This is a genomic window from Pseudoalteromonas umbrosa, assembly GCF_030125375.1.
GTDB lineage: Bacteria > Pseudomonadota > Gammaproteobacteria > Enterobacterales > Alteromonadaceae > Pseudoalteromonas > Pseudoalteromonas umbrosa.
In genome coordinates this window covers 938397-963882 of sequence record NZ_JASJUU010000001.1, presented here as the reverse complement: position 1 = coordinate 963882, position 25486 = coordinate 938397, and the positions used below count along the sequence as shown (strand labels likewise).

Here is a 25486-nt window from a genome sequence, read left to right as displayed (position 1 = left end):
CGGCCCTGTAAACGAATGAGAGATCCGTAAACAGGGTCATACATTATAACTGAATAATCTATAATATCCTACGCTTACTCGCTAGATTCTCCAAGTGCAACACCTTCTCTGCGCGGATCTGCACCACCAAATAAAAGTCCTGCTTTTATTTCGATTGCGTGAATACCTGAATTTAAATCAGAGATCCGTACTTTATGCCCCTTTGACTCCAACCAAGGCTTCATTGCTTTTAATTCTGTTCCCTTCTCTAAGGTTGTATATTTATTCCGATTTGTGACACGCGGTAAATTAATTGCCTGTTGTGGCGTCAAGCCCCAATCAAGAACACCAATCACCGTTTGAGCGACGTAGTTAATAATTCGGCTTCCACCTGGAGAGCCGACAACCAACTTTAAACTGCCATCTTTATTAAATACCATAACTGGGGCCATAGAGCTTCTAGGGCGCTTATTTGGTTCAACACGATTAGCAACCCATTTCCCACCAACTTTTGGTGAGAGTGAGAAGTCAGTCAGTTGATTGTTTAATAAATACCCGTTCACCATAACCGTTGAGCCAAAACCCATTTCAATAGAGCTCGTCATAGAAACAGCATTGCCTTTACTGTCTACAATTGACAAGTGCGTAGTTGATGGAAGTTCATAACTGTCATCCTGAGCATAAGATAATTTGCCCATTGATGGATCTCCCACAGGCATTTCTTGATTATCTCTTTCCCCAATTAATTTTGCTCTGGAGTTTAAATAAACTGGATTCAACAAGCCCTGAGTCGGTACATCTACAAAATCTGGATCTGCGATATAAAAATTACGGTCAGCGAATGCCAACCTTGATGCCTGTGTAAACAAATGCACAGCTTGCGGATCATTTGGGTTGTACTGTGCTAGTTTTTTGCCTTCTAGCAACTTCAGTATTTGCAGTACTGTTAGCCCGCCGCTACTCGGTGGTGCCATCGAACACACTTTATAGTCATGATATGAAGTGCAAACTGGATGACGCTCTTTACTTTGGTAATTAGCAAGGTCAGACAAAGATAAATGGCCCGGCGCAATTTCAGCGTTTTGCACCGCTTTAACCATATCTTCAGCATATTTACCTTCATAAAATGCTTTAGGTCCGTATTCTGCAATTTCTTTGTAGATTTTGGCTAATGCGGGGTTCTTAACTAAAGAGCCAATTTCAAGCGCTTTTCCATTTGGATAGAAATACTCCTTCGCTGGAGAAAGTTTAGTTAGACCTGGGTTAAACTCTTTTTTAAGCAACATGTGAAGTCTAGGAGATACTTTAAAACCGTTATTTGCCAGGTCAATAGCAGGTTTGAACAACTGCTTCCACTTTAAGACACCATACTTATCGTGTGCTTGCTTCATAGAGTGAATAATACCAGGTACACCAACAGAACGGCCGCCAACAACCGCTTCAATCCACCTAACCGGTTTACCCTCTTTGTCTAAAAAGAGCGTATGGTCTGCTTTTTTCGGTGCAGTCTCACGACCATCAAATGTCGTGAGATAATCATTGCTTTTATCATAATGAAGAATGAATGCGCCACCACCAATACCAGATGATTGCGGTTCTACAAGCGTTAAAACTAACTGAGCAGCGATTGCCGCATCAATTGCGCTGCCCCCTTGTTGAAGCATTAACTGGCCTGCTTTGCTTGCATGTGGATTAGCAGCGACAATCATATACTTTTTAGCTATTTTTTCTTTTTTTAAGGTCAGGCCAGTAGCTGCTTCAGGTTCTCTTGCTTCTCGCTTTTTAGATTCAGCTTGGTCCGCTACAGCGGGTAAACTAGATGCGAGCACCAATGCTAGCAATGAGGACTTTAATTTGAATGTATTCATTATTTATTTTCGATCTTCGTTGGCATCATAAAAGTTAACAGGCACAATATGTAAAAATACCTTTATTATTGTAGACATAGCATGCTTGGTTTCAACCTTCCTGTAAGCCCTCAGTATATCGTACCGCCATTGGTATTAGCGATAATTGCCACTTTATTAATGGCATTCGATATGCGAGATACACTTGAATTTCACCGTCAATTGATCACTGATGGTCAAGTATGGCGAATTTGGAGTAGCCAATATATTCATACCAATTGGACACATTTAGGTTTGAACCTAGTCGGTATTTTGTTTATTTGGGTACTGCACGCAGAACACACATCAATAAAACGCTATTTTGCTCATGTATTATTACTAGGGCTTTGGACTGGGTTAGGCATTTGGCTATTTTGTCCAGACATCAGAGTATACACCGGATTAAGCGGATTGCTACATGGAATTATTGTTTGGGGTGCACTAAAAGATATTCAAGTAAAAGAACCTACAGGTATTCTTTTATTCTTGGGTATTGTAGGTAAATTGGCTTGGGAACAATATGCAGGACCGAGTACTGATGTAGGTAACTTAATTGACTCTCGCGTTGCAATTGAATCACACCTTATTGGTGCTTTAGGCGGGCTTGTGCTAGCTATTCCTTTATTTACACAAAGTTTAGGGCTTAATAAATCCGAAACGAAGTAACAGCGTACATTTTAAAATGAAAAGGCCAGCATGATGCTGGCCTTTTTTGTCGTTATTAAAGGTTCTCTTTAAATAATTTGTATATACGACGGTATTCATCTAACCAGCTTGAGGGTTGAACAAAACCGTGTGGTTCCACTGGGTAAATTGCAGTTTCAAAGTTCTCTTTTTCAAGTTCAATGAAACGCTGCACTAATCGAACAACATCTTGGAAAAACACATTATCGTCAATCATTGGCGCATTGATTAACAGAGGTTTATTTAAACCTTCAGCAAAGTAGATTGGTGAACTTCTTTTATATGCAATTGGATCTACATCAGGCCTGTTCAAAATGTTAGACGTATATGGGTCATTATAGTATGCCCAATCAGTAACCGGACGAAGCGCTGCACCTGCTTGGAACAGCTCAGGCTGTGTGAACAATGCCATAAACGTCATAAAGCCGCCATATGAACCACCGTATGTGCCCACAGAACCTGCGTCGACGTTAGCATGCTCGCTCATCCACTTAACGCCATCGGCTAAATCTTGGATCTCTGGCGTACCCATTTGACGATAAATGGCTGTACGCCAGTCGCGGCCATAACCTTTCGACGCACGATAATCCATATCCATCACCACATAACCTTCACTTGCTAGTAGTGAGTGGAACATAAACTCGCGGAAATAAACCGACCAACCCATATGTGAGTTTTGAAGGTAGCCTGCACCATGGTTAAAGATAACCGCTTTGCGCTTTTTACCTGTTTCACCTGGCGTATAATCAGCTGGATAATAAACTTTCGCATAAATCGGTGCGTCTGTGTGGCTAGATGGCACAGCAACAATCTTAGGTGCAATCAGTTTTTTATTTAAGAACTCGTCAGAAACCGTATTGGTTAGACGCTTTGGCTGAGCGTTAGGCTTAGCATCCGCAACGTAAAGCTCCGTAGGCATCATTATTTTGGAGTGCTTAAGTAAAACTTTTGACTCGTCAGGGCTCAGTGAGTAGTCGGTTAAACCATTCAAATCAGTAATTGCTGATTTTTCTTTTGTGTTTACATCAACGGTGTAAATCTCATAAATGCCAGGGTGATCTACGTTCGCTTTAAAGAAAAACTTACTGTTATCACGAGTTAGCTTTGGCTCAGATACTACAAATTTACCAGATGTAAGTTGCTTTGCTTTTCCATCAATCGGCTTAACATATAAATGGCTATACCCGGTCTCTTCAGACAAGAAAAATAACGTATCTTCGTTATTAAGCCAACCAAAGTCATTATATGCATAGTTAACCCAAGCTTTGTCATGTAGCCTATGCTGCGGCTCAAGTTCACCTTTGTCAAAGTCTAGCGTTGCAATCCAACGGTCTTTGTTGTCCCAAGCTTTGAACATCAATGCAACTTGATCACCTTTAGTGTTCCATTGAATAGGAGATTGAGTCCAGTACCAATCTAGCATAAGCTTGATAGAACGAGGTGATTTCTTAGACTTATAAGTTTCACCTTTTTCTTGTGCATTCTCTCTTTTCACATCAGCTAAAACATCTTCGTCAAAGCCCGGCAGGGTTTCAAAGCCAATGTCTTTTTGCTCGCCTGTTTTCAGATCAAAATATCTCACTTCGACTTCTACAGGTTTATTGTCTGCTACACGGCTTCGCGCTTGAACTGGGTCAATATTTCCATCTTGCCCAATATAATTTGGCATGATGTCTTTTTTCGTTTCTTGAGAAACCATATGCGCTTTGCTAACAACAACAATTAACTTATCACCCTTTGGCGAAATGCTTGATTCTACAAGTTCGTAACCTTCACCGATATATAGTTGTTGATTTGCAATAGAGTTATTTTCAGACTCAATATTAGCTTGTCGAGTTTCTGTATCTAACGCATTTTTGTGTGTAAGAGCGACATAGTCTATAAGTTTGTGCTGTTCTTTCGCAATATAAGTACTTGGTTCTTGCGTACCAACTGGCTTATTACCTTTGTTGATTTTAACTAACTCTTTAGTTAGACCTGTAGTCACATCAACTGAAAATATTGTATGGCCAACTTTAAATGCTAGTTCACCAGATAACATAAACTGTATGATTTCTTCTTTTGCGCTCGTACGGGTTAATTGCTTAACCTCTTGCGTTGCTACCTTTTTAACAAAAATATTGTCTTGGAATGTGTAAGCTTGAAACTTGCCATCTGAAGAGTATATAGCTTCATCACTACCAATTTTGTGTAAGTTTGACAAAGAAACTGGCAGTGTTCCTTTACTATTTATTGAAAAAGTGTCTCTTAGCTGATTACCAACCTGTTTTTGATCAAAGTAAATAGTATTGCTGTCAGCACCCCAATAAGCATCTTCTGGTGAACGACTAATCCAATCTGGATCCGCCATAGCTTGCTCAAGCGTGATATTTTCGCTACCAAAGTCAAGTGGTGTTTGTACGTTTTGAACTGCCGCTTTTTTCGTGTTATTCACACCTTCAAGTTCAGATTGTTGACTTGTTGTTTGACAACCCGTTAGCAGTAATCCTGCAACGGCAATGCTCAATAGGGATTTTTTCATTAGAGCTCTTCTTTTAAGAATTAAATCGGCGCAATTTAAACAAAAGATAGAACATTATTCGATAGGTTTAAGACCAATAAACAAAGTTTTTAGCTTGTTTGCAGGTGTGTTCACAAAACAGCAACAATGGAGGGTAAAAAAAGGCCAGTAAAGCTACTGGCCAAATACTCTCTGCGCTCACATAGTCGTTGATAGACAACGAATATGAAATGAGGCATATCCAAGCCTCAAATATTCAGACTAGCGCAATTTTAAAAGGTTCAAAAAAATTTAGTAAATTTATTTAATAAATCCATCAAGAATTAATATTAGTATGACTGCACTCACAATTGCCCATAAAATCAGCGCCATAATGAAAGGTTGCCAACCACATTGTTGCAATACTTTTTTCGATATTCCCGAACCAATCAAAAACAAAGTACCCACCAATAGCGATTTTGCCCCCTCATAGCCTAGTTGCCATACCATCTTAAGTTCAGGGACCCACGTATTGATACCTGCGGCAAACAAAAAACCAACAATAAATAATGGAATGCTTGCACGCTCCTCTGAGCGCCAGAATACACCTGCTAACGCAGTATAGGGAACTATCCACATCGCACGAGTCAGCTTAATCGTGGTTGCCATAGCAAGTGCAACCGGGCCATAAGCAGCTGCTGCGCCAACGACACTACTCGTATCATGAATTGCTAGCGCACTCCACATTGCAAACTGACTCTGACTTAATTCAAAATAGTGCCCAAGCCATGGAAATATTAATAAACCAACAGCATTGAGCGAAAATACAATTGCTAAAGCAACAGCAATTTCGTCTTGTTTCGCCTTAATCACTGGAGCCATCGCCGCTATTGCACTACCACCGCAAATAGCTGTACCAAATGAAATTAGTGTGCCAGTATTTTTATTTAATCGAAAAAGCTGAGTGAGAATTTCGCCCAGACCAATAATTGCGGTAATACTAACAATAGTTAGAACAATTGAGCTGCGCCCTACTTCAAGTACTTGCATAATATCAACGTTAAAACCCAATCCAATAACTGAAATTTTGAGCAGTAACTTCGATAAATTTGCACTTTGAATCTCTAACGGATTACCAAGTAAAAGCGCAAAAGTAATACCCATAAATAATGCTGTAGCAGAACCAACAATTGGACTAATACACGCTAAAAAGCAGAGCAGGTATAGGGCTTTGAGGTAATTCAGGTTAATCTTGGCCATGATAGAGCTTAATAAAGACTGAATACAATAAAAAACCGAGCTACTGCTCGGCTTTTTTTAGTTTAAAATCAAGGCGTGGCTTGTAACGCTGACACCCGGATAATCATCTTCTGGGAGTAACTCAGCAAGCTCAGCTAGCCTCTCTCCAAGTTCATGCAGGTTATCTGCTGACACATTTATATGACCCATTTTTCGGCCTGGTTTTGACTCTTTACCATACCAATGACTAGTACAGTTTTGTACGCCAAGCACAGTATAAGGTATTGAAGGCTGTCCAAGTACGTTAATCATAGCGGTTGGCCTAACCAGTTTCGTCGAACCAACTGGTAAACCTGTAATTGCACGCATGTGATTTTCGAATTGGCTAGTATGTGCCCCCTGTTGAGTCCAATGTCCTGAGTTATGCACTCGAGGCGCAATTTCATTGACAAGCAGTTGACCACCTACATCGAAAAACTCAATAGCCAAAACGCCAACATAATTTAACTCTGTCGCTAGTTTCTCAAAGGCAGATTCGGCTTGTGCTTGTATTGCTGCTTTTTCTTTACCAGCAATAGATAAAGTTAAAACACCATTGGTGTGCTGATTTTCAGTCAAAGGGTAAACCTTGCACTGACCATCTCTAGCTCGAACACCTATAATAGAAACTTCCCTATCAAATGGGATCATCTTTTCTGCAATAATGGAGTGAGGTGCAGCCTCAGTGCCAGAGTCCAAAAAGTCTTTCATTTCAGACCATATTTGTTCGGCATCATCGGGCGTTTTCAAGCGCCATTGCCCTTTGCCGTCATAGCCTGCCTGACAAGTTTTAATCACTAGGGGTAAGCCTAGTTCATCTATTGCGTTAATAAATGCCTGTTTTTCTGTTATCAAAGCATAGGGAGCACAAGGGACATGTGCATTGTCTAACAAGGCTTTTTCTTTACTACGATCACCACCTGTTGCGATGGACTCAGCGCCTGGAAAGAACTTACCGCTTTGTTGGCAGATATTTAAAACATCTTCAGGGATGTGTTCAAACTCAGCTGTAATCGCGTAAGATTGTTCTACTTCTTGTTCGAGCGTGGTTGATTTTACTTCAAAAGTCACTGGGTTAATAACTTGCTTAGAGCCTACATCGTAAGCCAAAACACTAATTCCCAAGTGTGTAGAAGCTAGGCTCATCATGCGGGCTAATTGACCCGCGCCTAGAACTAATACCTTCATGTTACTCAGCAGGATTAGGGTTAGCTAGAATTGTTTCAGTCTGTGCTTTTCTGAACGCTTCTACTTTCTCAAAAATCTCTGGTTGTTGGCAACCTAGGATTTGAGCAGCTAGCAAACCAGCATTTGCAGCACCAGCATCACCAATTGCCAGTGTACCTACAGCAACACCTTTTGGCATCTGACAAATAGAAAGTAAAGAATCAACGCCATTTAGCGTCTTAGATTTAACTGGAACACCTAGTACAGGCAAACTAGTAAACGCAGCTGCCATGCCCGGTAAATGTGCTGCACCGCCTGCACCTGCGATGATAACCTTGATGCCGCGATCAGCAGCCGATGATGCATAATCGGCCAATAATTGAGGAGTACGATGCGCCGAAACCACCTTCGTTTCATACTCAATGCCAAACTTATCTAACATATCTGCCGCATGTTGCATTGTAGGCCAATCCGACTTAGAGCCCATGATAATGCCAACCGTCATAATAAATCCTCAATTCTAAATTAAACGATACTTACTACAGCGCTAAAGGGGTTGCGCCGAAATCATGCGTATTATACCCGAGTGATAGGTTAAAGCGAGTACCAATAACTAAAAAACCGCAGCTCGCGGTTTTTTAATTGCCAAGATAACTCATTGCAAAGAATGTACTTTTAAAAACAGGCTAGCCAACAACCTGCCTGTCAGTAACAGACTTTAGCTTATTCGGTTGTTTACGAAAAGCAGCACGCCAATGTATAGAAAACTCTTTTGGACCAAAAATACATACAAATAGTAGCAATCCCCCAGGGATGAGGATTAACTTAAGTACAGGACCTAGGACATAACTGTAAAAAGCAATAAATGGGACAAATAAAATATAACCAATGATTCGCGATAGCATGAAACACCTCCAGTAAATTGAGCGCGCTCAATTAATTTAATGAGCGCGCTCAATTTTGTCAATACTATAGATAAGATTGTTACATTTGTCGTGATTTATGATAAGCTTGCCTATGTACTCAAAACGTTGATTTAATATGAAAAAAAGAGAAATCACAGCTCAAAAGATACTAGACGTAAGCTGGAATTTATTTCAAGAACACGGCTATGCTGAAACCACAACTAGACAAATAGCAACGCAAGCTTCTGTTGCGACAGGCACGGTGTTTAGCCACTTTCCTAATAAAATCGATATTTTAAAGTTGGCAATGCACCAACGTATTGATGAAGTACTGAAAACAGCCCATCGAGAGAATGAACAGACAAGTCCTCGATTACGTCTTAGGCACTATGCTAAGTTTTTATATCGTTTTTACTGCGAAAACCGCCCTTTCAGCAAAGCGCTTTTACAAGATTTAATGTGGCATAGCGCCTTTTTTGAAGACCAGCTTACTGAGTTTAAACATATGCTTTTTGAAGGTCATAAATATGATGAAGTCAAAGCCACAGCAATGATGGATTGTTATTTCATGACGCTAATTTATGGCTTGAATAATGAACATCTTAGTCCTGTTGATTTAGTTTCCCTTCTTACTGCGAAGTTACAAATGATACACACATAAAAATTGTATGATGTGTTCTTTTTATATCTTTGCTCATTAGACCATACACTTCTAAGCTTTAGTGAGAGTCAACATAAAAACTATCGCTTGTGAAAATTTTATTCGTATTGCTGTTTTGTTACACACAATATCTTAATGCAGCTGAGTCTGATCTTACGCTCACGAACGGCAAGTACACGAATTTAAGTGCAGGCAGCCAATATTTAAGCGATAATAATTTTGGCATCGTTGATGTGCTCTCATTGCCCCAAAATCACTGGAGTACCAATAGCGTAAACAACTTTAATCTCGGTTACACTGACCAAACGTTTTGGGTAAAAGTTGATTTTGTATTACCAAACAACAACCGAACATACCTTATTGAAATCGCCTACCCCGTGTTAGACAGTTTGAAACTTTATTTGATGCAGGAAGATGATGTGCTTAGCTACGCTAAACTTGGTGACAAACAGCGCTTTAATGACCGCTTGATTAAGCATCACAACTTTATTTTACCGATAAAAAAAGAAGTCAATGGACCACTATCCCTTTATATTCAGGTAGAGTCTACTAGCGCTGTACAATTGCCTATTAGGCTTTGGGAACAAGCAGAGTTTTACGAAACCGATCAATTAAATACGCTTTTTTTAGGCATTTATTTTGGTTTGATGAGCATTATGGTGATATACAACATCTTCATGTACGTTTCACTCAAAGATGAGACGTTCCTCTATTATGTTGTATATGTGTCTGCCATCATAGCATTCTACTTTAGTCTATCAGGTCTCGCTTTTCGGTATTTATGGCAAGAAAGCCTGTGGTGGAACGATCAATCTATTTTGTTTTTTCTTGTCGCAGCTGTACTAGCTGGTACTTTCTTTATTATCAAACTATTAGAGTTACAAAAAAATAGCCTGATTTTGTATCGAGGTTGCTTAGTCATTTCATTAATTGGTATATGTTTGTTGTTTGCATCCATGTACTTTACTTACGGTACTATGATCCGTGTTATTATTTTGTATGCGTCTGTCGCATGTGCTTGGGGTGTCATCACCAGAACCGTTAAATTGTTTGAAGGCACGCATTTTTCTACATATTACTCTCTAGCATGGAACGCCGCTTTATGTGGCGGCCTTATTTTAGCGGCAAACAAACTTAATTTTTTACCAAATAACTGGTTTACAGAACATGCATTAACCATTGGCACATCGATAGAAGTAGCATGTTTGTCGTTTGCAATGGCTGAAAGAATAAACTCCGAGCGCAGAAAACGCTTTGTCGCGCAAGCTCGTAGCATGACCGAAATTCGCAAAGCAAATCAGCGACTAGAGTCAGAAGTGATTAATAGAACTAAAGAGCTTCAAACGGCTTATGATAAGCTTAAACATATTTCACGTATCGATGAGCTTACGCAAATTTTTAATAGACGCAGCCTCAACGACGCACTAAATACAGAATGTTTGAGGGCAAAACGTTTTGGTCATTCGGTTAGTTTACTAATGATTGATATTGATCACTTTAAAAAAATAAACGATACCTATGGACACCAATGTGGAGATAAATGCATTGCACACATTGCCGATGTGCTAAAAAATACCTGTACACGAGCTGGTGATGTAATAGCGCGCTATGGCGGTGAAGAGTTTTGTATATTATTACCTGAATGCAATGAAGGGGATGCGTTCGAACTAGCTGAGCAAGTAAGGAAGCACACAGAAGCATCTTTAGTAAGATTTGAAAACTCCGTCATCAAATTAACGGTCAGCATTGGAATCGCCACACGTTGGGGGGTGGATTTAGAGCCACATCAACTTGTCAAGCAGTCAGATATGGCACTGTATTTTGCCAAGCAACATGGGCGGAACCAAGTGTCGCTTGGCTCAGTACTAGATACATAAATGTCAGGAGACGACCGCCCTTTTAAATTGTTACGTTAAACTAATCTCACCGCCTTTTGATTTTTACTGACTGTTGGGCAGTACCAAATACTGTTTTCTTCACCTTGGTAAACACGATTCTTAACGTGTTTCAATGCAAATAAAGCAGCCATTGCAAACCCAACTATGCCCAACTCAACACCTAGATCTGCAAGTGAATCAGGCCCCCAAATACCAATTGAAGGCAAAACAATAGCAATCAAGGAGTTAAGTGGTACTGCCAAACACAAGACGATAAACAGTTTCAAACCAAGGATACTAAATCTTGCTGCACCTAAAATAAAAGCACTCGCCATTGTGCCAAGGAACAAGGTGTAATAAATCCACATGTAAGCAATATTGATGTTCCAATCAGCCAAGCTTAGCCACTTACTGGAAGCGAAGACTCCTGCGAGTCCAATGGCGCAGCCAAGCGTAACACCTATGGTTAAATTAGCCATGAAATGACTTGAACGGCTTTGTTCTAGTGTTTGCTTTTTACGTCTTTTTTCAAGCCATATTAGGTTTCCACTGTAGAATAAGAATGCGCCGCCTAAACCCATCACAAAATAAAGCCAACGACCGAGTTCACCGCCATAACTCCCAAAATGCAGTCCAAAAAAGCTTGTTACAACAGCCCCCCAAATCCCTTGTTGCCCAGTTTCATTCGTTACACTGCTAGAGTCAACTTCTAATGTAAAAGGGTTCATAAACACATAATCATTGTGTGGGCCACGCATTAAAGTACGATCACTAATAATCATCACCGTAGTAGATGGGTGTTCAGATTTTAAACGGCTCAAACTAATGCTTTTTACCTCATAACCAGGTGCATAAATTAATGCTGCTTGCTTAATTTGATTTAAAGATGGCAGATCTTTTAATTCATACTTAACCTCTTCATGCGCTTCACCGCCACCAAACATTGGTTTATCACCGTAAACTTGACTCAGGCCGCCGTAAAATAAATCATGAAAAGAAAAAACAATGACGGTTACTGCGATAATAATATGAAACGGTAAACTCGCAATACCAACAAGGTTATGTGAGTCTAACCAAAAACGGTTTGCACCTTTTTCTTTTCTCAGGGCAAAAAAACTTTTGACTAAACTGGGTAGTAAAAAAACTACTCCAGACACAAGGGCAATAAAATATAAAAATGCTGCAATGCCAAGCACATACACTCCCGCTTGATCATGACCAAGTTCACCCATAATCCCTGCTGAACGATGTAAGTAGTCCACCAGCATAGACAGCTCATTAACATGGCGAAGTTCAGTGATCATGTCGCCCTGTTCATTTAGGGTTGCATGCCATACTTGATCATCCATCGAAAAGCCACGTGCTGAGCCGTGTCCGTACCATGATATTGGAGAACTGCTTTCTTCAAAACTGACAGTTACTCCTTTGAGTGCTTCAGGGCTTGAAGACAAAACCTGTTGTAGTAGAACATCATGCTCATCCGTCTTTACCTGAGGTAATTGATACTCTGGCGGTGTTGCCCAATCGTTAATTGCAGAGCTAAACATGGTAAGCGCACCAGCAAAAAAGCCTATGAATAGTAACAAACCGGCTGTGATACCTGTCCAGGTATGCAGGCTTTGGTATGTCCTTAAAATATCTGACCTAATTTTCATAGGTAACTCCTTAATGCATAGACAATTGCAATTGATAAAACAGCACCACTGCCAAGATACAACCAAGCTTGTTTGCCAGTTTTAAACATATAAACAAAGCTCAAGATCAAACACCACAAAGGTGCGATCATCCACATATTAAATTGTGTTTTCCAGGATCTTTGCTCTGGCGTAATTTGCTCTGTAAGACCAGTCGGGCCAAGCCATGCAAAAATCCCAACAAGGCCAAGTGCTAAGAAAAAACCTGCGAACACCCCTGCTAAAGTTTTACTCCACCAATGTGGTTGGATTTTGTCTGTTTTTGACATGCTCAATTCCTTTTAATAAATAGCGCAATAAACGGGAAACAAAATAAAGCGACCATTAGAATTAAGATCCAAATGAATACACCTGCCGAGCCAACAAAATTAAAAACCCCTACCAAAATTGCTATGGCAAACAATCCATAGCCTACTTTTTGATATGCCTTAGAGAGCGGCTTTTTTAATAATCTTTGGTGTCTATTAGACAAATATAAAAAAATTGCACCAGTACTTATTAATAGCACCATCAGAAACGCGTACAAACTTATGCTCCTGTCCTTAGTAATGAGAGTATTTGGGATGCGGGATTATAAACATAATAGGAACATCATTGCACAGCTTAAATGTAATGAGAATGGTTTTTATTACATATAATGGTATGGGATGTTCTAATAAATTAATTTGTTCATATAAAACAAAACACTAGAATGTTATGTTAAATAAAGTGGTTTTTTCTTTCAACACAGTAAAATCGTTTGTGTAATATAAGCAAAGTTGACAAACGTCACTATATTTAGTTTCCTTCTAACATTCTGATTTACGCTTTATTATCAACCAAAGCTCAACCACTACCTTCAAGATAAACAAAAATGGCAAACAAAAGAAAAATGACGACCAAAAATAACAATATGGGTTTGTGTATCGCTTTAGGTGCAGGTATAGGAATAATTTTTGGAGAATTCACTGATAACTTAGGGCTTGGGCTAATACTTGGTTCAGCTGTTGGCATGGTAACTAGCTTGAGTAAAAAGCCAAATTCTTAATATTCGCTTTTAATACAAATGACACATAAACAAACTTAGCATCTTATTTTTATCTGACCTTCATTTCTTTGTTGGCAGCAAAAAATCTTTATGCTCGATCTGCAAAACTTAACCTTTATCTCATATTGAAAAACAACACTATCTAATAAATTACCTCAATCATACAAATTGGAGCAGACTGAATTGATTTAATCACTTGATTCATATCACTGTTTTCTCCATAAAATTATTGTACATTTTAAAGTCAGTAATTTGATTATCGGCTGTCACGATATGAGAGCCGAAGGTTGACATCATTTCCTAAAATTAAATCACAATAAAGGAATCATATAGTCAAAGCCCATTTATTGATCACGGAAAAAAATCTAAATTCCTATACAGTAGGCATGATATTTTTCCACTTACTCTATGATCTTGTTGGTAAAAATGAGTTCAATCACATTATAGGTGGCTTTTATCGAACATTTTATGCAACTGGGGCAACCACAGAGCAATTTATTCAATTTGTTAAACGCAATTCAAAACAAGACTTGACCCATTTCTTCGAAGAATGGGCCTATTCTCCAGTATTCGCAAAGCGGCTAAACGAATTTGAGTCATATAATGAGCTATATCAGTTTTACAAAGTAAATAATCAAACACAATGCTGCTACCGTGAAATTGAATTAAGAGATGAAAAAATGATAAGAAGAGTCACCTTCCTTATAATCACAGTACTGTTGCCCTCTTGTAGCTTTGTGCAAACAGTTAAGGTCAAACCCTATGAATGTGGCCCATTGGCAAGGGGTAACTTTGGGGTCGTATTCTCTGTAATACAACCTAGCAACAGTCAAACATATTTTGTAAAAGGTGAAGCGAATGATGTCTGTCCTAAGCTGTTATCTGCAGACTGTGTGTTAGGAGTTGAATCATCATACTGCGCCAATAATAACTCCGCGAACGAGTATGAATGCAACTCAATCAAAATATTCTCTATTATCCAGTATCAAAATGGCACCTGCTTTTAACAAACTTATTGAGAAATCTCATGAAAAATAAAAACGGATATATAAACATCGATAATATGAGCCTCTATTTTGATGTCTCGGGAAACCCAAAAGGTAAACCATTATTGATGCTACATGGCGGGCCTAGGTTCAATGGATGAACTAAACAGTATTTCCCCCTATGTCGCCTCGAACTATCAAGTTATCCGTGTAGACTTTAGAGGACATGGTAAATCACTTTTAGGTGAACAGTCTCTTAGCTACCTGCAATATCAAAAAGATATTCAAGCACTACTTAATCATCTAGACGTCGGTCAGTATTCAATTTTTGGTTTTATTGACGGAGGTATTGTGGCTTATCGGCTGGCAGCACGCGAGCCTGACAGAGTAAATTGCTTAGTTACACTTGGAGCACAATGGCGACTTAAGCCAAATGACCCTTCCATAGAATTGTTAAGCGCTTTAAATAAAGATGATTGGCTATCGCAATTTGCTAATGAAGTTGCATATTACGAAGAGAACAATCCAGAACCGAATTTTTCAAAACTGTTGCATACAGTGAAAGATGTATGGCTTGATACAACAGCATCGGGTTACCCAGATATTGCCGTCGAAACTATCAAGTGTCCTACTCTGGTCATGCGCGGAGACAACGACTTTTTATTCTCATTAGATGAAGCGGTCGCACTCAAAACAAGAATATCAAATTGTAGTTTTGCCAATATACCGCTGACAGCTCATTCCTCTCATCAAGAATCACCAAAACTGGTCGGTGAAATACTAAACCAATTTTTACAAAAATATACTAATTAAAATGTACTAAAGGGTCTAAAACAACAAGGAAACAATATGCATAAATTTCTACTCTCTTTATATCTCATATTTTCCCTGATGCCCGCTTTGTTAAAAGCACAAGACCATCAATATGACATAAATAAGGTAGATCATAATGGCTTGGTCGCTAATTTATATCTACCAAGGGTAAAAGGTAAAGTACCTGCTGTGATAGCTTTCGGCGGTTCTGAAGGAGGCTTAGGCACTGGCAATGCAAATGGTGAAATGATTGCCCCCCATGGTATAGCGGTGCTTGGTTTAGCTTATTTTAAAGACAAAGGCATTCCGCAAACGTTAGATCAGATCCCAATGGAGTATTTTATCGATGCAATAAATTATCTTGACACTCACCCATCAATAGATAGCTCAAAAATTGGGGTGGTTGGCGGTTCTAGAGGCTCTGAAGCTGCATTCTTACTTGCTAGCTTAGACTTAAGAATTAAATCTGTCGTCGTGACTACACCAAGTAAAGTTGCTTGGAATGGTTTAACTATGCCTAAGTCTGCATGGACAATGGATGGTAAAGACATCCCGGCATTAGCTCTGGGCTTAGATTCAAATGCAACATTATTAAACAGGTTTAACGCTGCGTTAGATGACGAAATTCTAGTGAAAAAATCTTTATTTAAGTTTGAGAATATCAACGGTCCAATTTTATTGATTTCAGCAGAAAACGATCAAATTTGGCCTTCCTACCAAATGGCAAAGGACATTGAGTTGTACTTAAAAAATAGGCAGTTCCAACATAAAGTAGTGCATAACTCATATAAAACTGGTCATGGGTTTAGCCAAGAAACAGCACCTAGAATTAAAAAGTCGATAATTAATCATTTTCTGAGTACATTATAGTTTGGAAAATTTACAAGCAAAAAACTGATTACTTACTGCGCACTTAGCACATCAGCTTATATTAAGGAAAAGCTTTACGGATGAGTCATTTTAAAATGGAAAATATTCTTCACTTAGATGGCAGCGCTGGTTTAGTTGTAGGCATTCTTTTACTACTTTTAAACAATTGGTTTAGCCATCTATATAACTTACCTGCATCCTTGATACTGTTTTTAGCGACAATGAATATCTGTTACGGCGTTTATGCATTGTCGCTCGCTTTTTCTAAAAATAGACAAGCTCGGTTAATTACCTTACTTATATTTTCAAACATTGTATGGGCCGCACTATGTTGTGCACTCGTTGTGTTTTACAAGCAAACTGCTAGCATGATCGGGTTAGTATTTATCAGCTTAGAAGGCTTTTTTGTCACTGGCCTTGCATATCTTGAGTGGAGTAATAAAGACCTACTGTCGATTGCAGATAACACGTAAAAAGCTTGTTACTTCATTGAATACACCAGTTACCACTAATTTAAAAAGAATACTGATATGAATTTTTTAAATAAAAATTTAGACATTCATGTAAAACGCCATTTTATTGTTTCATTGGGTTGGAAATATGAATAATAAATTTTATAACGAAGTCGATATCTTATGGAAAGGTCCTTTTGAAGTAAGTTGTAACCGCGAGACTCTCGAACACTTTCTGTCAGAGGATGTGCCACCAGATATTATTAATTCTCACGGTGTCTATCAAATTTATGGTGAACACCCTATATACGGCAGAGATGTACTACTTTACATCGGACAAACCGCTCCCACAGAAAATAATGCACGCGGCTTTGGGCTGCGCTTAAAAGAACATTTTAGAGGCCGCTTTTGGTCGCATTGTAACTTAACGGTCAGGTTTGGCCGCTGTTATATTGATGAAAATGAGATCTATGATAAAGACAAAATTTTAGTGATAGAATCACTATTAATAGCGTGTAACATGCCTGCTCTCAATAGAGAATATCTTGATGGGGCAAAGAAAAGCAGCGAACACTATATAGTTAGAAATTGGGATTTTAAAGGCTCAATTGCTGCTGAATGTTCAAGTATCTACTGGACAGAATAAAGCCTCTGTGAAATATTTTGATTTAACACTGCATGTTGAACATGTAGTGTATTCAAAGGAGCAATCGAGAAGCAGTTAAAACCAATTAAATATATCTTGATAGTCTATATTTATGTACTTTTATTACACAGCGATTGTAGCTGCATTTATCGAGTTATATGCATTTTTCACCTCACCGGTTTGCAAGCCTTAGAAACCATCAGCATAAACTTCAAGTTTACTCTACTCACCTTTAGTCATTCCAAACCCTATTAGAGTTAAGATCCGATTAGGTGCTGTACTATTTGTCCTGTAATATAAAAATTCTACATTCTCTATCGTTTTAAAGGAAAGATGATGTTTTTCGCGAAATATAAAAAGAAAAAAGCAATCAGCAGTTACATATCTACTCTTGGTAAAGATCTTGCTCGCAGATACGGTAAGAGTAAAACCTATACTACTGGACAAGTTGAAAAGACTATTCATGATGAAGGCTATAACTGGAGACATATTTGCTACGCTCATGCTTTGTATACCAGTATGAAACAGTTCGATAAATGGCACAGTGATCGCGGTGAAGTATGTGATTATAAAAGTATGCGAGAAGAAATATCTGATTCGTTTTTTAACGGGGATATGTCACCAATCGACTCAGGTAGTTTTATGGAGGGAAATGCTGTCGGCTCCTCTGGTGATGGTGGTTCAGATTAAAGCGAACAAAATATAAGCAGTCAAAACGTTAGCAATGTGCTTTGACTGCTCGTATCGTATTTTACCTTAAAAAACCTTATCAATGCTAAGCTTAAATACTGCTAGCTCTCATTACTTGGAATAAAATCCAAAACATTAGCATTAATACAGTATCTATCCGTGCCGTTTGGTCCTTCGTTTTCAAATACGTGACCTAAATGAATACCAGTAGATTTAGAACGTATTTCAGTTCTGACCATGCCATAACTTAAATCTTGATGATATGTCACGCTGTCTTTTACTGGATATTTAAACGATAACCAACCAGTACCTGAATTAAATCTATCCTTTGTATCAAACAAAGGCGCGCCACTGAGCTTATCGACAAACACACCTTCTCCTGTATTTTTGAAAATATCGTATTGCTTACAAAACGGTCTCTCAGTGCCTTTTTGAAACGCAATCTTATAGGCTTCTGTGTCACCGAGCTTAAAAGCGCCGAGCACTTTGTAAAAGGTTTCTCTATTCATAAAGCCCTGATAACCAGCAACCTCTTTACCATTTTCAATAAGTAAGATAGTCGGTGTTGCCCAAGTAGCCGACATAATGTCAATACCTTGTAATTGGTCGGCATATCTATAATGAAGAGGTATAGAACCTTGATAATCGTTCAGCACAGTGCTTTTCAACTTTTCACAATACGGACAATAGCTGCGAGAATCCAACACTATTATGTGCTTACCTCTTTTTAAAGCGTCGTTCTCAACAATATTTGCTTCTTTTTTTTCAAACGTCACCCCAGTACTATGATCTGGGCAGTAACCATTGGGATTTTTCGCGAGATAATTTTGATGATACTCTTCTGCGGAATAAAATCGTTCAAGGGGCTTTATTTTAGTCTGAATATCGCCATAACCTGCTTTTTGTAATAACAATTGGTAGCGCGCTTTTAACTCATGGGCTTGCTTGGCTTGTTCATCGGTATCAAACAAAATAATAGACCGATATTGCGTGCCTACGTCATTCCCTTGGCGGTTCTTTTGCGTAGGATCATGACTTTCGAAGTATGATTTGATCAAAGACTCTGTAGAAATCAAATTAGCGTTGTAGGTAACTTTTACCACTTCTGCATAATTGTTCTCATCAAAACGTCTGCGAGGACTGGTAATATTTTTGTAGGTCGCTTTAAAACCACGACCATCGGCATAACCAGACTCTGCATCAATCACACCTTTCATGGCTTCATAGCGCTTTTCTGGTCCCCAAAAGCAACCAGAGCCAAGAATAAGCGTTTTAATATTCACACTCGCATTTTCCATTTCAGGCTTTGGCATATCGGCGCCATAGCTAAAAGCCGAACATAAACCCAGTAACAAAGTAAAGGTAATCTGCCTTTTCACTTAGATGCTCCTATCGTAATCGTCTAATCATTGGGACCGTGCTTTGAATAAAACAATTTCAAATTTTTGGATAGTATTGATAAAACCTTGGGTCTAAAAACTGCGCTGTAACTGGTTTATCTAGTAATTTTGTGAATAAAAAACACATTTTTTAACTAACTTTTAAGTCTGTGCGCACATGTGAAAACTGATTGCCACACTCACTATCTGCTCTTTGCAATTGCAACTTAACCTACAATACGAGCGGTTCAACGACATTAGATTAATATGTATTGTAAAATAAGGTAAAACGTTGCCACGCAATATCCAGAGGATTATAAACATGTCTTTTATCTCTCGCCTTTCAGCGATCGCTGTCGCACTTGGTGCATCAGTTTCTGTAAACGCTGCAGATATCCAATTCACTTCTACGCTTGATAACGCAGACTCTTTAGTTGTATTTAAAGCTGAAGACAAAAAAGCGGCTTTCAAATTTCTAGACAAACCGACTAGAGCGCAATTAAACAGAGCATTAGAAAGTGAAGACTTCCAAGGTAAATTTGGAAAAACAGTTGAAGTACTAGCGCCAGTTTCCTCTGACTATAAACGCATTATTGTGGTTGGTCTTGGTAAAGAAGACGAACTAAACGCAAGCAAAATGACAAAACTTGGCGGTAACTTACATGCCAAGTTAGAAGACAAGAAATCAGCCAGTGTTGCAGTTGCTTTTGAAGACTTTGACGGTGAAATCAATAACTCACAACTTGCAGCTCAATTAGCACATGGTATTAACCTTCGTGACCACACTTTTGAAGTTTACAAAAAAGAGCCAAACACTTTTAATGTAAGTTACAGCATCGATGTTGACAGCAAGCGTAAAGCAGCTAAGGAATATATCACCCTAGAGCACATTCAATCTGGTGTATTCTTAGCGCGTGACTTAACATCAGAAATTGCGTCTGAAATGACGCCTGTTGATTTTGCAAACGCTGCCAAAGAGCTAGAGCAATATGGTGTAGAAGTAAAAGTACTAGAGCCTGCTGAAATTAAAGAACTAGGCATGGGCGCACTAGAAGCTGTAGGTCGTGGTAGTGCACAAGGTTCACGCCTAGTTATCGCACACTACAAAGGTAACAACGACACACCTATCGCATTAGTTGGTAAAGGTATTACATTTGATTCTGGCGGTTATAACGTTAAAACTGGTAAGTCTATTGCGTTAATGAAAGTTGACATGGCCGGTGCTGCTGCAGTGCTTGGTACCGTTCAGGCTATGGCTAAAGCAAAAGCAGACGTAAACGTGGTTGCTGTTATGCCTATGGCTGCAAACATGGTATCAGAAAATTCTTTCGCTCCAGGTGATGTACTTCGCACAGCTGAAGGCCTAAGTGTTGAAGTACTAAACACAGACGCTGAAGGTCGTTTAATTCTAAGTGACGCTTTATGGTACGCACGTGAGTTCTACAAACCAGAAATCATGGTTGACCTAGCGACATTAACAGGTTCAAAAATCCGCGCAGTTGGCAATGACTACTCAGCTATCTTCTCAGAAGACGATGAACTAGTTAAAGAGTTCACCATCGCTGGCCAAACTGTTAACGAGCAAGTATGGCGTTTACCACTAGGCTATAAAGATGCACTTAAGTCTGATATTGCAGATATGACAAATGTTGGCTCATACGGTCCAGGTGCGACAACTGCTGCAACTTTCCTACAACAATTTGTTGGTGACACGCGTTGGGTACACCTTGATATTGCAGGTAATGCAATCTCTAAGAAAACCAAAGATGAAGTACCAGCAGGTGGTACAGGTTACGGCGTACGAATTCTGAGTGAATGGCTATTAAGCGGTAACTAATCGACTTTAAGAAAAGGCCATGCAATTGCATGGCCTTTTTTGTTATTTCTAATTGTGTAGCCTCGCACACCATAAATATGTATATTAAACATGCATATTAACATGATATGACAACGCTAAAATAATAAGAAAATCGTGTTGCAAAATATAATAAAGACAACGTAATGAATAACAACAAGATCTACATTCTAGGCGAGCGTGCACTCGTTTTAGAGATCACGCAAGGTAACCTATCTCAGTATCAACAAAACAAGCTTTTCGCGCTACACGCGTGGATGCGCGAACAAAAAGTCTTTATTGATATAGTCCCAGCAAAAACCACAATCACTGGCTATTTGATGCACTCTCAAGATCCAGAATACTGGTTAGATAAAATGCAAGATGCCTGGCAAAACATTGAGCCAGAATCATTTGAGCCAACTGTCCATACAATTTTGACACATTATGGCAAGCATTACGGGCCAGACCTTCAATCAGTTGCCTCTTTGACTGGTTTGTCACAATCACAAGTTGTTGAACTGCATAGCCAATGCAGCTATCAAGTGAAGTTTTTGGGGTTTTTGCCCGGCTTCGCCTACCTTGGAGATTTACACCCTAAATTGCACTTGCCAAGGCTAGAGTCACCAAGAACCCATGTACCAAAAGGCTCTGTGGCCATCGCACAAGACTTAACCGCTGTGTACCCGAGCGAATCCCCTGGTGGTTGGAGATTGATTGGTCACACAGACACCGTATTATTCAATCATAATTTAGATTCACCCAGTATTTTACAACCTGGAGATGTGGTGAAATTTTTACCAAGCACGGAGGGCATATGCTAACAATCTTAAAATCTGGTATTCAAACATGTATACAAGATTTAGGAAGAATGGGCTTTAGACACTTGGGTGTTTCCCAGTCCGGTGTATTAGATCAATTAGCAGCTAAAAGTGCCAATATATTACTAAGTAACCCAAAAGAAACCCCTGTTCTCGAGATAACTGTGGGTTTGTGTCAGTTTAAGTTTAATAAGCCAACAAACTTTGCTATCACAGGTGCAGACCTTGGTGCAAAGCTATCTGGACAACCAATAACCGCTGGCTGGCGTTATCATGCTAATGAAGGCGATATTTTAACATTTTCAACGAGCAAAACAGGACTCAGAGCATATTTTGCGATTCAAAATGGCTTCTCTTCACTGCCCTGTGTCATGAATTCCTGCTCTACAGACATACAAGCAGGGTTTGGTGGTTTAAGCGGTAAAGCATTAAGCGATGGTGAAGAACTGGATTATGTACCCAACTCAGTACTTAACTCTATTGGCGCGGCTTTGCCTGAATATACCGATACAATACGTATCATTGCTGGACCGCACATAGACTTACTGGCAAAAGACAAGCAGCAATGCGTGTTCGAAAAGAGTTGGCAAGTATTACCGCAAAGCAATCGTATGGGGGTTAGATTATCAAACGATATAGACCTGACTCATGACTTGAGTATTGCAAGCCAGGGGGTTTGCCCTGGCACAATACAATTACCGCCAAACGGTGAACCCATTGTGCTTTTAAATGACTGTCAAACGACGGGGGGTTATCCAATCATTGGTCAAGTCATTGAGGCGGACCTAAGACTGTTAAGTCAACTTAGTGCAGGTCAAACTTGCAATTTTGTCGTCGTGGATAGATCACAGGCCTTAGAAGCGACAACACAACAATTACAACACTTAGCACAGCTAGAAATTGCTGTACAACATCACAATAAGAAAAACTCATGACAGAACTAAACTTACTCCCATTAACGGGGATATTGGTTGTCGTATTGGGCTTTGCCCTGCGATTCAACCCATTATTGGTGGTCACCGCAGCCGGTCTCATTACAGGGTGGGCAGTAGACCTCAACTTTTCTGAATTACTTGCCACCTTTGGCGAAAAGTTTATGAATTCAAGGCAACTTGCCAGCTTCTTACTCATCTTACCCGTGATTGCTATTTTAGAGCGCTATGGCTTGCAAAACCGTGCTAAAAATTGGATTGCTAACATTAAAGGCGCAACCACTGCCAGAATATTAGGTATGTACTTTGTCGTGCGTGAATCGTCCGCAGCGCTTGGGCTATTAAGCCTCGCAGGTCAGGCACAAACTGTACGTCCACTGCTCGCTCCCATGGCGTTGGGTGCAGCTGCAAACCAGCATGGAAAACTGCCAAAAGAAGTGAAAGATATGATCAGTGCACACTCTGCTGCCTGCGATAACATTGCGGTATTTTTTGGCGAAGATATTTTTATCGCCTTTGGCGCAGTATTACTGATGGATGCGTTTTTGAAAGAAAATGGCATTGCAGGTATTGAACCACTGCACATCGGCTTGTGGGCTATCCCGACTGCTATTTTCGCGCTTATCGTGCATTTATTCCGCCTTGCTCGACTTGAAGCCAAGATTTGCAACAAAATTGCTGAAATCAGACAACAAGAAGCACAAAACAAATCAGCAACGTCAGAGGAACCAGCATGAGCGCAGTAAATCATTCATCACAGGCTGAGGCACCGGCATTACTTTCCATTGAAAATATTTATTTGCTGATCGGCTTTTTAGTACTATTCCTCGTTGTCAAAACACTTCAAGATAAAGGACACCCCAAACGCTACACCACCGCCCTATTTTGGATGTTGTTTGGTAACGTATTTTTATTTGGCGATCTATCAATTGCCCTCATTGGCGAAACACTAACATACCAATGGGTTGGTGTGAGTGTCATCATCATCGCCCTGCTTGCAGGCATGGGCAAAGTCTCCATGGGCACTTATTACACCCCAAGTGATGAAGAACTCGACCAAAGTGCAAAATCAATCGGCAACAAGTTATTTATTCCAGCTGTACTCATTCCAATCATTACGGTAATTTGTACCTTATTCTTAGGCGGCATTAACCTAGGTGGTACCTACTTATTTGACCAAAATCACCTAACTTTGGCGTCATTAACACTCGCTTGTGGTGGCGCTTTGTTGGTGGCATGGAAGTTCACCTCTGGTAGCCCAATTCAAGCAATTGGCGAGTCTAGACGCCTTGTGGACTCCATCGGTTGGGCTGCTATTTTGCCGCAAATGTTGGCCATGCTTGGTGGCGTATTTATTGTAGCGAACACCGGCACTGCGATCCAAGATATTGTCACTATGTTTATTTCGCCAGATAATCGCTTTATGCTGGTTGTGCTTTATTGTGTTGGTATGGCACTGTTTACCATGGTTATGGGTAACGCGTTTGCTGCATTTCCGGTAATGACCGCAGGTATCGCCGTACCATTTTTAATTCAGGGACACGGTGCAAGTCCAGCACCTCTGGTAGCGATTGGCATGTACTCGGGATACTGCGGTACGCTGATGACGCCAATGGCCGCAAACTTTAACATCGTGCCTGCAGCGCTGCTTGATTTAAAAGATAAATACCAAGTGATCAAAGTACAAATTCCGACTGCGATCGCTCTACTCATCATCAATATTTTCTTAATGTACGGGGTAATATTTAATGACTAAACCGAATCACCCGACGGTATTAATTACTGGTTTTGAACCTTTTGGTGGCGAAGAGATAAACCCATCATGGCAAGCCGTACAAAAACTAGAAGGGTTAATAATTGAAGGCCACATGGTGGTGACACGTGAACTTCCTTGTGAATTTGATACATCCCTTGAGTCTCTTTACAACAGTATCGCGCTGCATGAGCCAAATCTCGTTTTATGTGTCGGTCAAGCTGGCGGCAGAAGTGACATCACCATCGAGCGTATTGCCATCAATATCAACGATGCAAGGATAAAAGACAATGCAGGCCACCAGCCAATAGATACACCTGTTATTAAAGACGGTCCGGCGGCAGTATTTGCCAAGCTGCCGATCAAACAGATGCTCTGGGATTTACATGAAGCGCACATTCCCGCCAGTATTTCAAATACCGCTGGCACCTATGTGTGTAATCATGTGATGTATGGATTATGCCACTATATCGAAACACACAAGGCTAATTTGAAAGGTGGATTTATACATATTCCATATTTGCCTGAACAAGCAGTGCACCATGGTGGTGCACCAAGTATGGCGGAGTCTACTGTCATTGCAGCACTAAAAGCCATGATTGCGTCTGCTTTGGCTCACGACCAAGACTTAGCCATTGCAGCTGGCACAACCCACTAAGACCTTGCTTTATTT

General features: G+C 39.8%; 25 protein-coding genes. 16 read left to right on the top strand and 9 right to left on the bottom strand.

Annotated elements, in window-relative coordinates:
* Positions 1-74: 74 nt before the first annotated feature.
* On the bottom strand, positions 75-1847 hold the full coding sequence (gene ggt, locus QNM16_RS04155) for a gamma-glutamyltransferase (protein WP_284019325.1): 1773 nt from the start codon (positions 1845-1847) through the stop codon (positions 75-77).
* Positions 1848-1928: 81 nt separating this feature from the next.
* On the opposite strand from ggt, the gene rrtA reads away from it, so the two are divergent.
* Positions 1929-2531 carry a rhombosortase gene (rrtA, locus tag QNM16_RS04150; RefSeq protein ID WP_284019324.1) on the top strand — a complete coding sequence of 201 codons (603 nt, stop codon included), beginning with the start codon at positions 1929-1931 and terminating at the stop codon, positions 2529-2531.
* A 55-nt stretch (positions 2532-2586) separates the two neighbouring features.
* Here the strand turns inward: rrtA and QNM16_RS04145 are convergent, their stop codons facing one another.
* From QNM16_RS04145 to QNM16_RS04125, 5 genes are all read right to left on the bottom strand, one after another.
* Positions 2587-5070, bottom strand: coding sequence for a prolyl oligopeptidase family serine peptidase (locus tag QNM16_RS04145; RefSeq protein ID WP_284019323.1), 2484 nt, complete (start codon positions 5068-5070; stop codon positions 2587-2589).
* A 279-nt stretch (positions 5071-5349) separates the two neighbouring features.
* Positions 5350-6288 (bottom strand): YeiH family protein, encoded by a 939-nt coding sequence (locus tag QNM16_RS04140; RefSeq protein ID WP_284019322.1) that lies wholly within the window; start codon positions 6286-6288, stop codon positions 5350-5352.
* A 57-nt stretch (positions 6289-6345) separates the two neighbouring features.
* On the bottom strand, positions 6346-7494 hold the full coding sequence (locus QNM16_RS04135) for a 5-(carboxyamino)imidazole ribonucleotide synthase (RefSeq protein WP_284019321.1): 1149 nt from the start codon (positions 7492-7494) through the stop codon (positions 6346-6348).
* A 1-nt stretch (position 7495) separates the two neighbouring features.
* On the bottom strand, positions 7496-7978 hold the full coding sequence (gene purE / locus QNM16_RS04130) for a 5-(carboxyamino)imidazole ribonucleotide mutase (RefSeq protein ID WP_039610090.1): 483 nt from the start codon (positions 7976-7978) through the stop codon (positions 7496-7498).
* Positions 7979-8159: 181 nt separating this feature from the next.
* Positions 8160-8378 carry a hypothetical protein gene (locus tag QNM16_RS04125; protein ID WP_284019320.1) on the bottom strand — a complete coding sequence of 73 codons (219 nt, stop codon included), beginning with the start codon at positions 8376-8378 and terminating at the stop codon, positions 8160-8162.
* Positions 8379-8514: 136 nt separating this feature from the next.
* Here QNM16_RS04125 and QNM16_RS04120 point away from each other — a divergent pair, with 136 nt between their 5' ends.
* Positions 8515-9039 carry a TetR/AcrR family transcriptional regulator gene (locus QNM16_RS04120; RefSeq protein ID WP_284019319.1) on the top strand — a complete coding sequence of 175 codons (525 nt, stop codon included), beginning with the start codon at positions 8515-8517 and terminating at the stop codon, positions 9037-9039.
* 89 nt (positions 9040-9128) lie between these two features.
* Positions 9129-10916 (top strand): sensor domain-containing diguanylate cyclase, encoded by a 1788-nt coding sequence (locus tag QNM16_RS04115; protein ID WP_284019318.1) that lies wholly within the window; start codon positions 9129-9131, stop codon positions 10914-10916.
* 35 nt (positions 10917-10951) lie between these two features.
* Here QNM16_RS04115 and QNM16_RS04110 read toward each other — a convergent pair whose 3' ends face one another.
* Together QNM16_RS04110 and QNM16_RS04105 are read right to left on the bottom strand one after the other, a co-directional pair.
* Entirely contained in the window at positions 10952-12571 is a 1620-nt protein-coding gene (locus QNM16_RS04110; RefSeq protein WP_284019317.1) for a PepSY-associated TM helix domain-containing protein, read from the bottom strand.
* Positions 12568-12879 (bottom strand): hypothetical protein, encoded by a 312-nt coding sequence (locus QNM16_RS04105; RefSeq protein WP_284019316.1) that lies wholly within the window; start codon positions 12877-12879, stop codon positions 12568-12570. The genes QNM16_RS04110 and QNM16_RS04105 overlap by 4 nt, the downstream gene beginning before the upstream one ends.
* 584 nt (positions 12880-13463) lie before the next feature.
* On the opposite strand from QNM16_RS04105, the gene QNM16_RS04100 reads away from it, so the two are divergent.
* From QNM16_RS04100 to QNM16_RS04070, 7 genes are all read left to right on the top strand, one after another.
* Entirely contained in the window at positions 13464-13637 is a 174-nt protein-coding gene (locus QNM16_RS04100) for a hypothetical protein (RefSeq protein WP_284019315.1), read from the top strand.
* Positions 13638-14023: 386 nt separating this feature from the next.
* Positions 14024-14644 (top strand): hypothetical protein, encoded by a 621-nt coding sequence (locus QNM16_RS04095; protein ID WP_284019314.1) that lies wholly within the window; start codon positions 14024-14026, stop codon positions 14642-14644.
* A 114-nt stretch (positions 14645-14758) separates the two neighbouring features.
* Positions 14759-15436, top strand: coding sequence for an alpha/beta fold hydrolase (locus QNM16_RS04090; protein WP_284019313.1), 678 nt, complete (start codon positions 14759-14761; stop codon positions 15434-15436).
* A gap of 36 nt (positions 15437-15472) precedes the next feature.
* Positions 15473-16306, top strand: a complete 834-nt coding sequence (locus QNM16_RS04085) for an acyl-CoA thioester hydrolase/BAAT C-terminal domain-containing protein (RefSeq protein ID WP_284019312.1) — start codon at positions 15473-15475, stop codon at positions 16304-16306.
* Positions 16307-16386: 80 nt separating this feature from the next.
* The gene (locus QNM16_RS04080; RefSeq protein ID WP_284019311.1) at positions 16387-16779 is read left to right on the top strand and encodes a hypothetical protein; all 393 of its coding nucleotides are present in this window, start codon (positions 16387-16389) and stop codon (positions 16777-16779) included.
* 127 nt (positions 16780-16906) lie between these two features.
* Positions 16907-17404, top strand: coding sequence for a hypothetical protein (locus tag QNM16_RS04075; RefSeq protein WP_284019310.1), 498 nt, complete (start codon positions 16907-16909; stop codon positions 17402-17404).
* 333 nt (positions 17405-17737) lie between these two features.
* On the top strand, positions 17738-18094 hold the full coding sequence (locus QNM16_RS04070) for a DUF6559 family protein (RefSeq protein WP_284019309.1): 357 nt from the start codon (positions 17738-17740) through the stop codon (positions 18092-18094).
* Positions 18095-18195: 101 nt separating this feature from the next.
* On the opposite strand, the gene msrA is transcribed toward QNM16_RS04070, so the two are convergent.
* On the bottom strand, positions 18196-19407 hold the full coding sequence (gene msrA, locus QNM16_RS04065) for a peptide-methionine (S)-S-oxide reductase MsrA (RefSeq protein WP_284019888.1): 1212 nt from the start codon (positions 19405-19407) through the stop codon (positions 18196-18198).
* A gap of 388 nt (positions 19408-19795) precedes the next feature.
* Between msrA and QNM16_RS04060 the strand changes: the two genes are divergently transcribed.
* From QNM16_RS04060 to pcp, 6 genes are all read left to right on the top strand, one after another.
* Positions 19796-21310: a leucyl aminopeptidase gene (locus tag QNM16_RS04060; protein ID WP_284019308.1), complete on the top strand. Its 1515-nt coding sequence runs from the start codon at positions 19796-19798 to the stop codon at positions 21308-21310.
* A 164-nt stretch (positions 21311-21474) separates the two neighbouring features.
* Positions 21475-22131 carry a 5-oxoprolinase subunit PxpB gene (gene pxpB, locus QNM16_RS04055; RefSeq protein ID WP_284019307.1) on the top strand — a complete coding sequence of 219 codons (657 nt, stop codon included), beginning with the start codon at positions 21475-21477 and terminating at the stop codon, positions 22129-22131.
* On the top strand, positions 22125-23063 hold the full coding sequence (locus QNM16_RS04050) for a 5-oxoprolinase subunit C family protein (RefSeq protein WP_284019306.1): 939 nt from the start codon (positions 22125-22127) through the stop codon (positions 23061-23063). The genes pxpB and QNM16_RS04050 overlap by 7 nt, the downstream gene beginning before the upstream one ends.
* Positions 23060-23797 carry a DUF969 domain-containing protein gene (locus tag QNM16_RS04045; RefSeq protein WP_284019305.1) on the top strand — a complete coding sequence of 246 codons (738 nt, stop codon included), beginning with the start codon at positions 23060-23062 and terminating at the stop codon, positions 23795-23797. Before QNM16_RS04050 ends, QNM16_RS04045 begins: the two co-directional genes overlap by 4 nt.
* Complete coding sequence (locus QNM16_RS04040) at positions 23794-24816, top strand: DUF979 domain-containing protein (RefSeq protein WP_284019304.1); 1023 nt, start codon at positions 23794-23796, stop codon at positions 24814-24816. Before QNM16_RS04045 ends, QNM16_RS04040 begins: the two co-directional genes overlap by 4 nt.
* Positions 24809-25471, top strand: a complete 663-nt coding sequence (pcp, locus tag QNM16_RS04035; protein ID WP_284019303.1) for a pyroglutamyl-peptidase I — start codon at positions 24809-24811, stop codon at positions 25469-25471. The genes QNM16_RS04040 and pcp overlap by 8 nt, the downstream gene beginning before the upstream one ends.
* Positions 25472-25486: the final 15 nt, after the last annotated feature.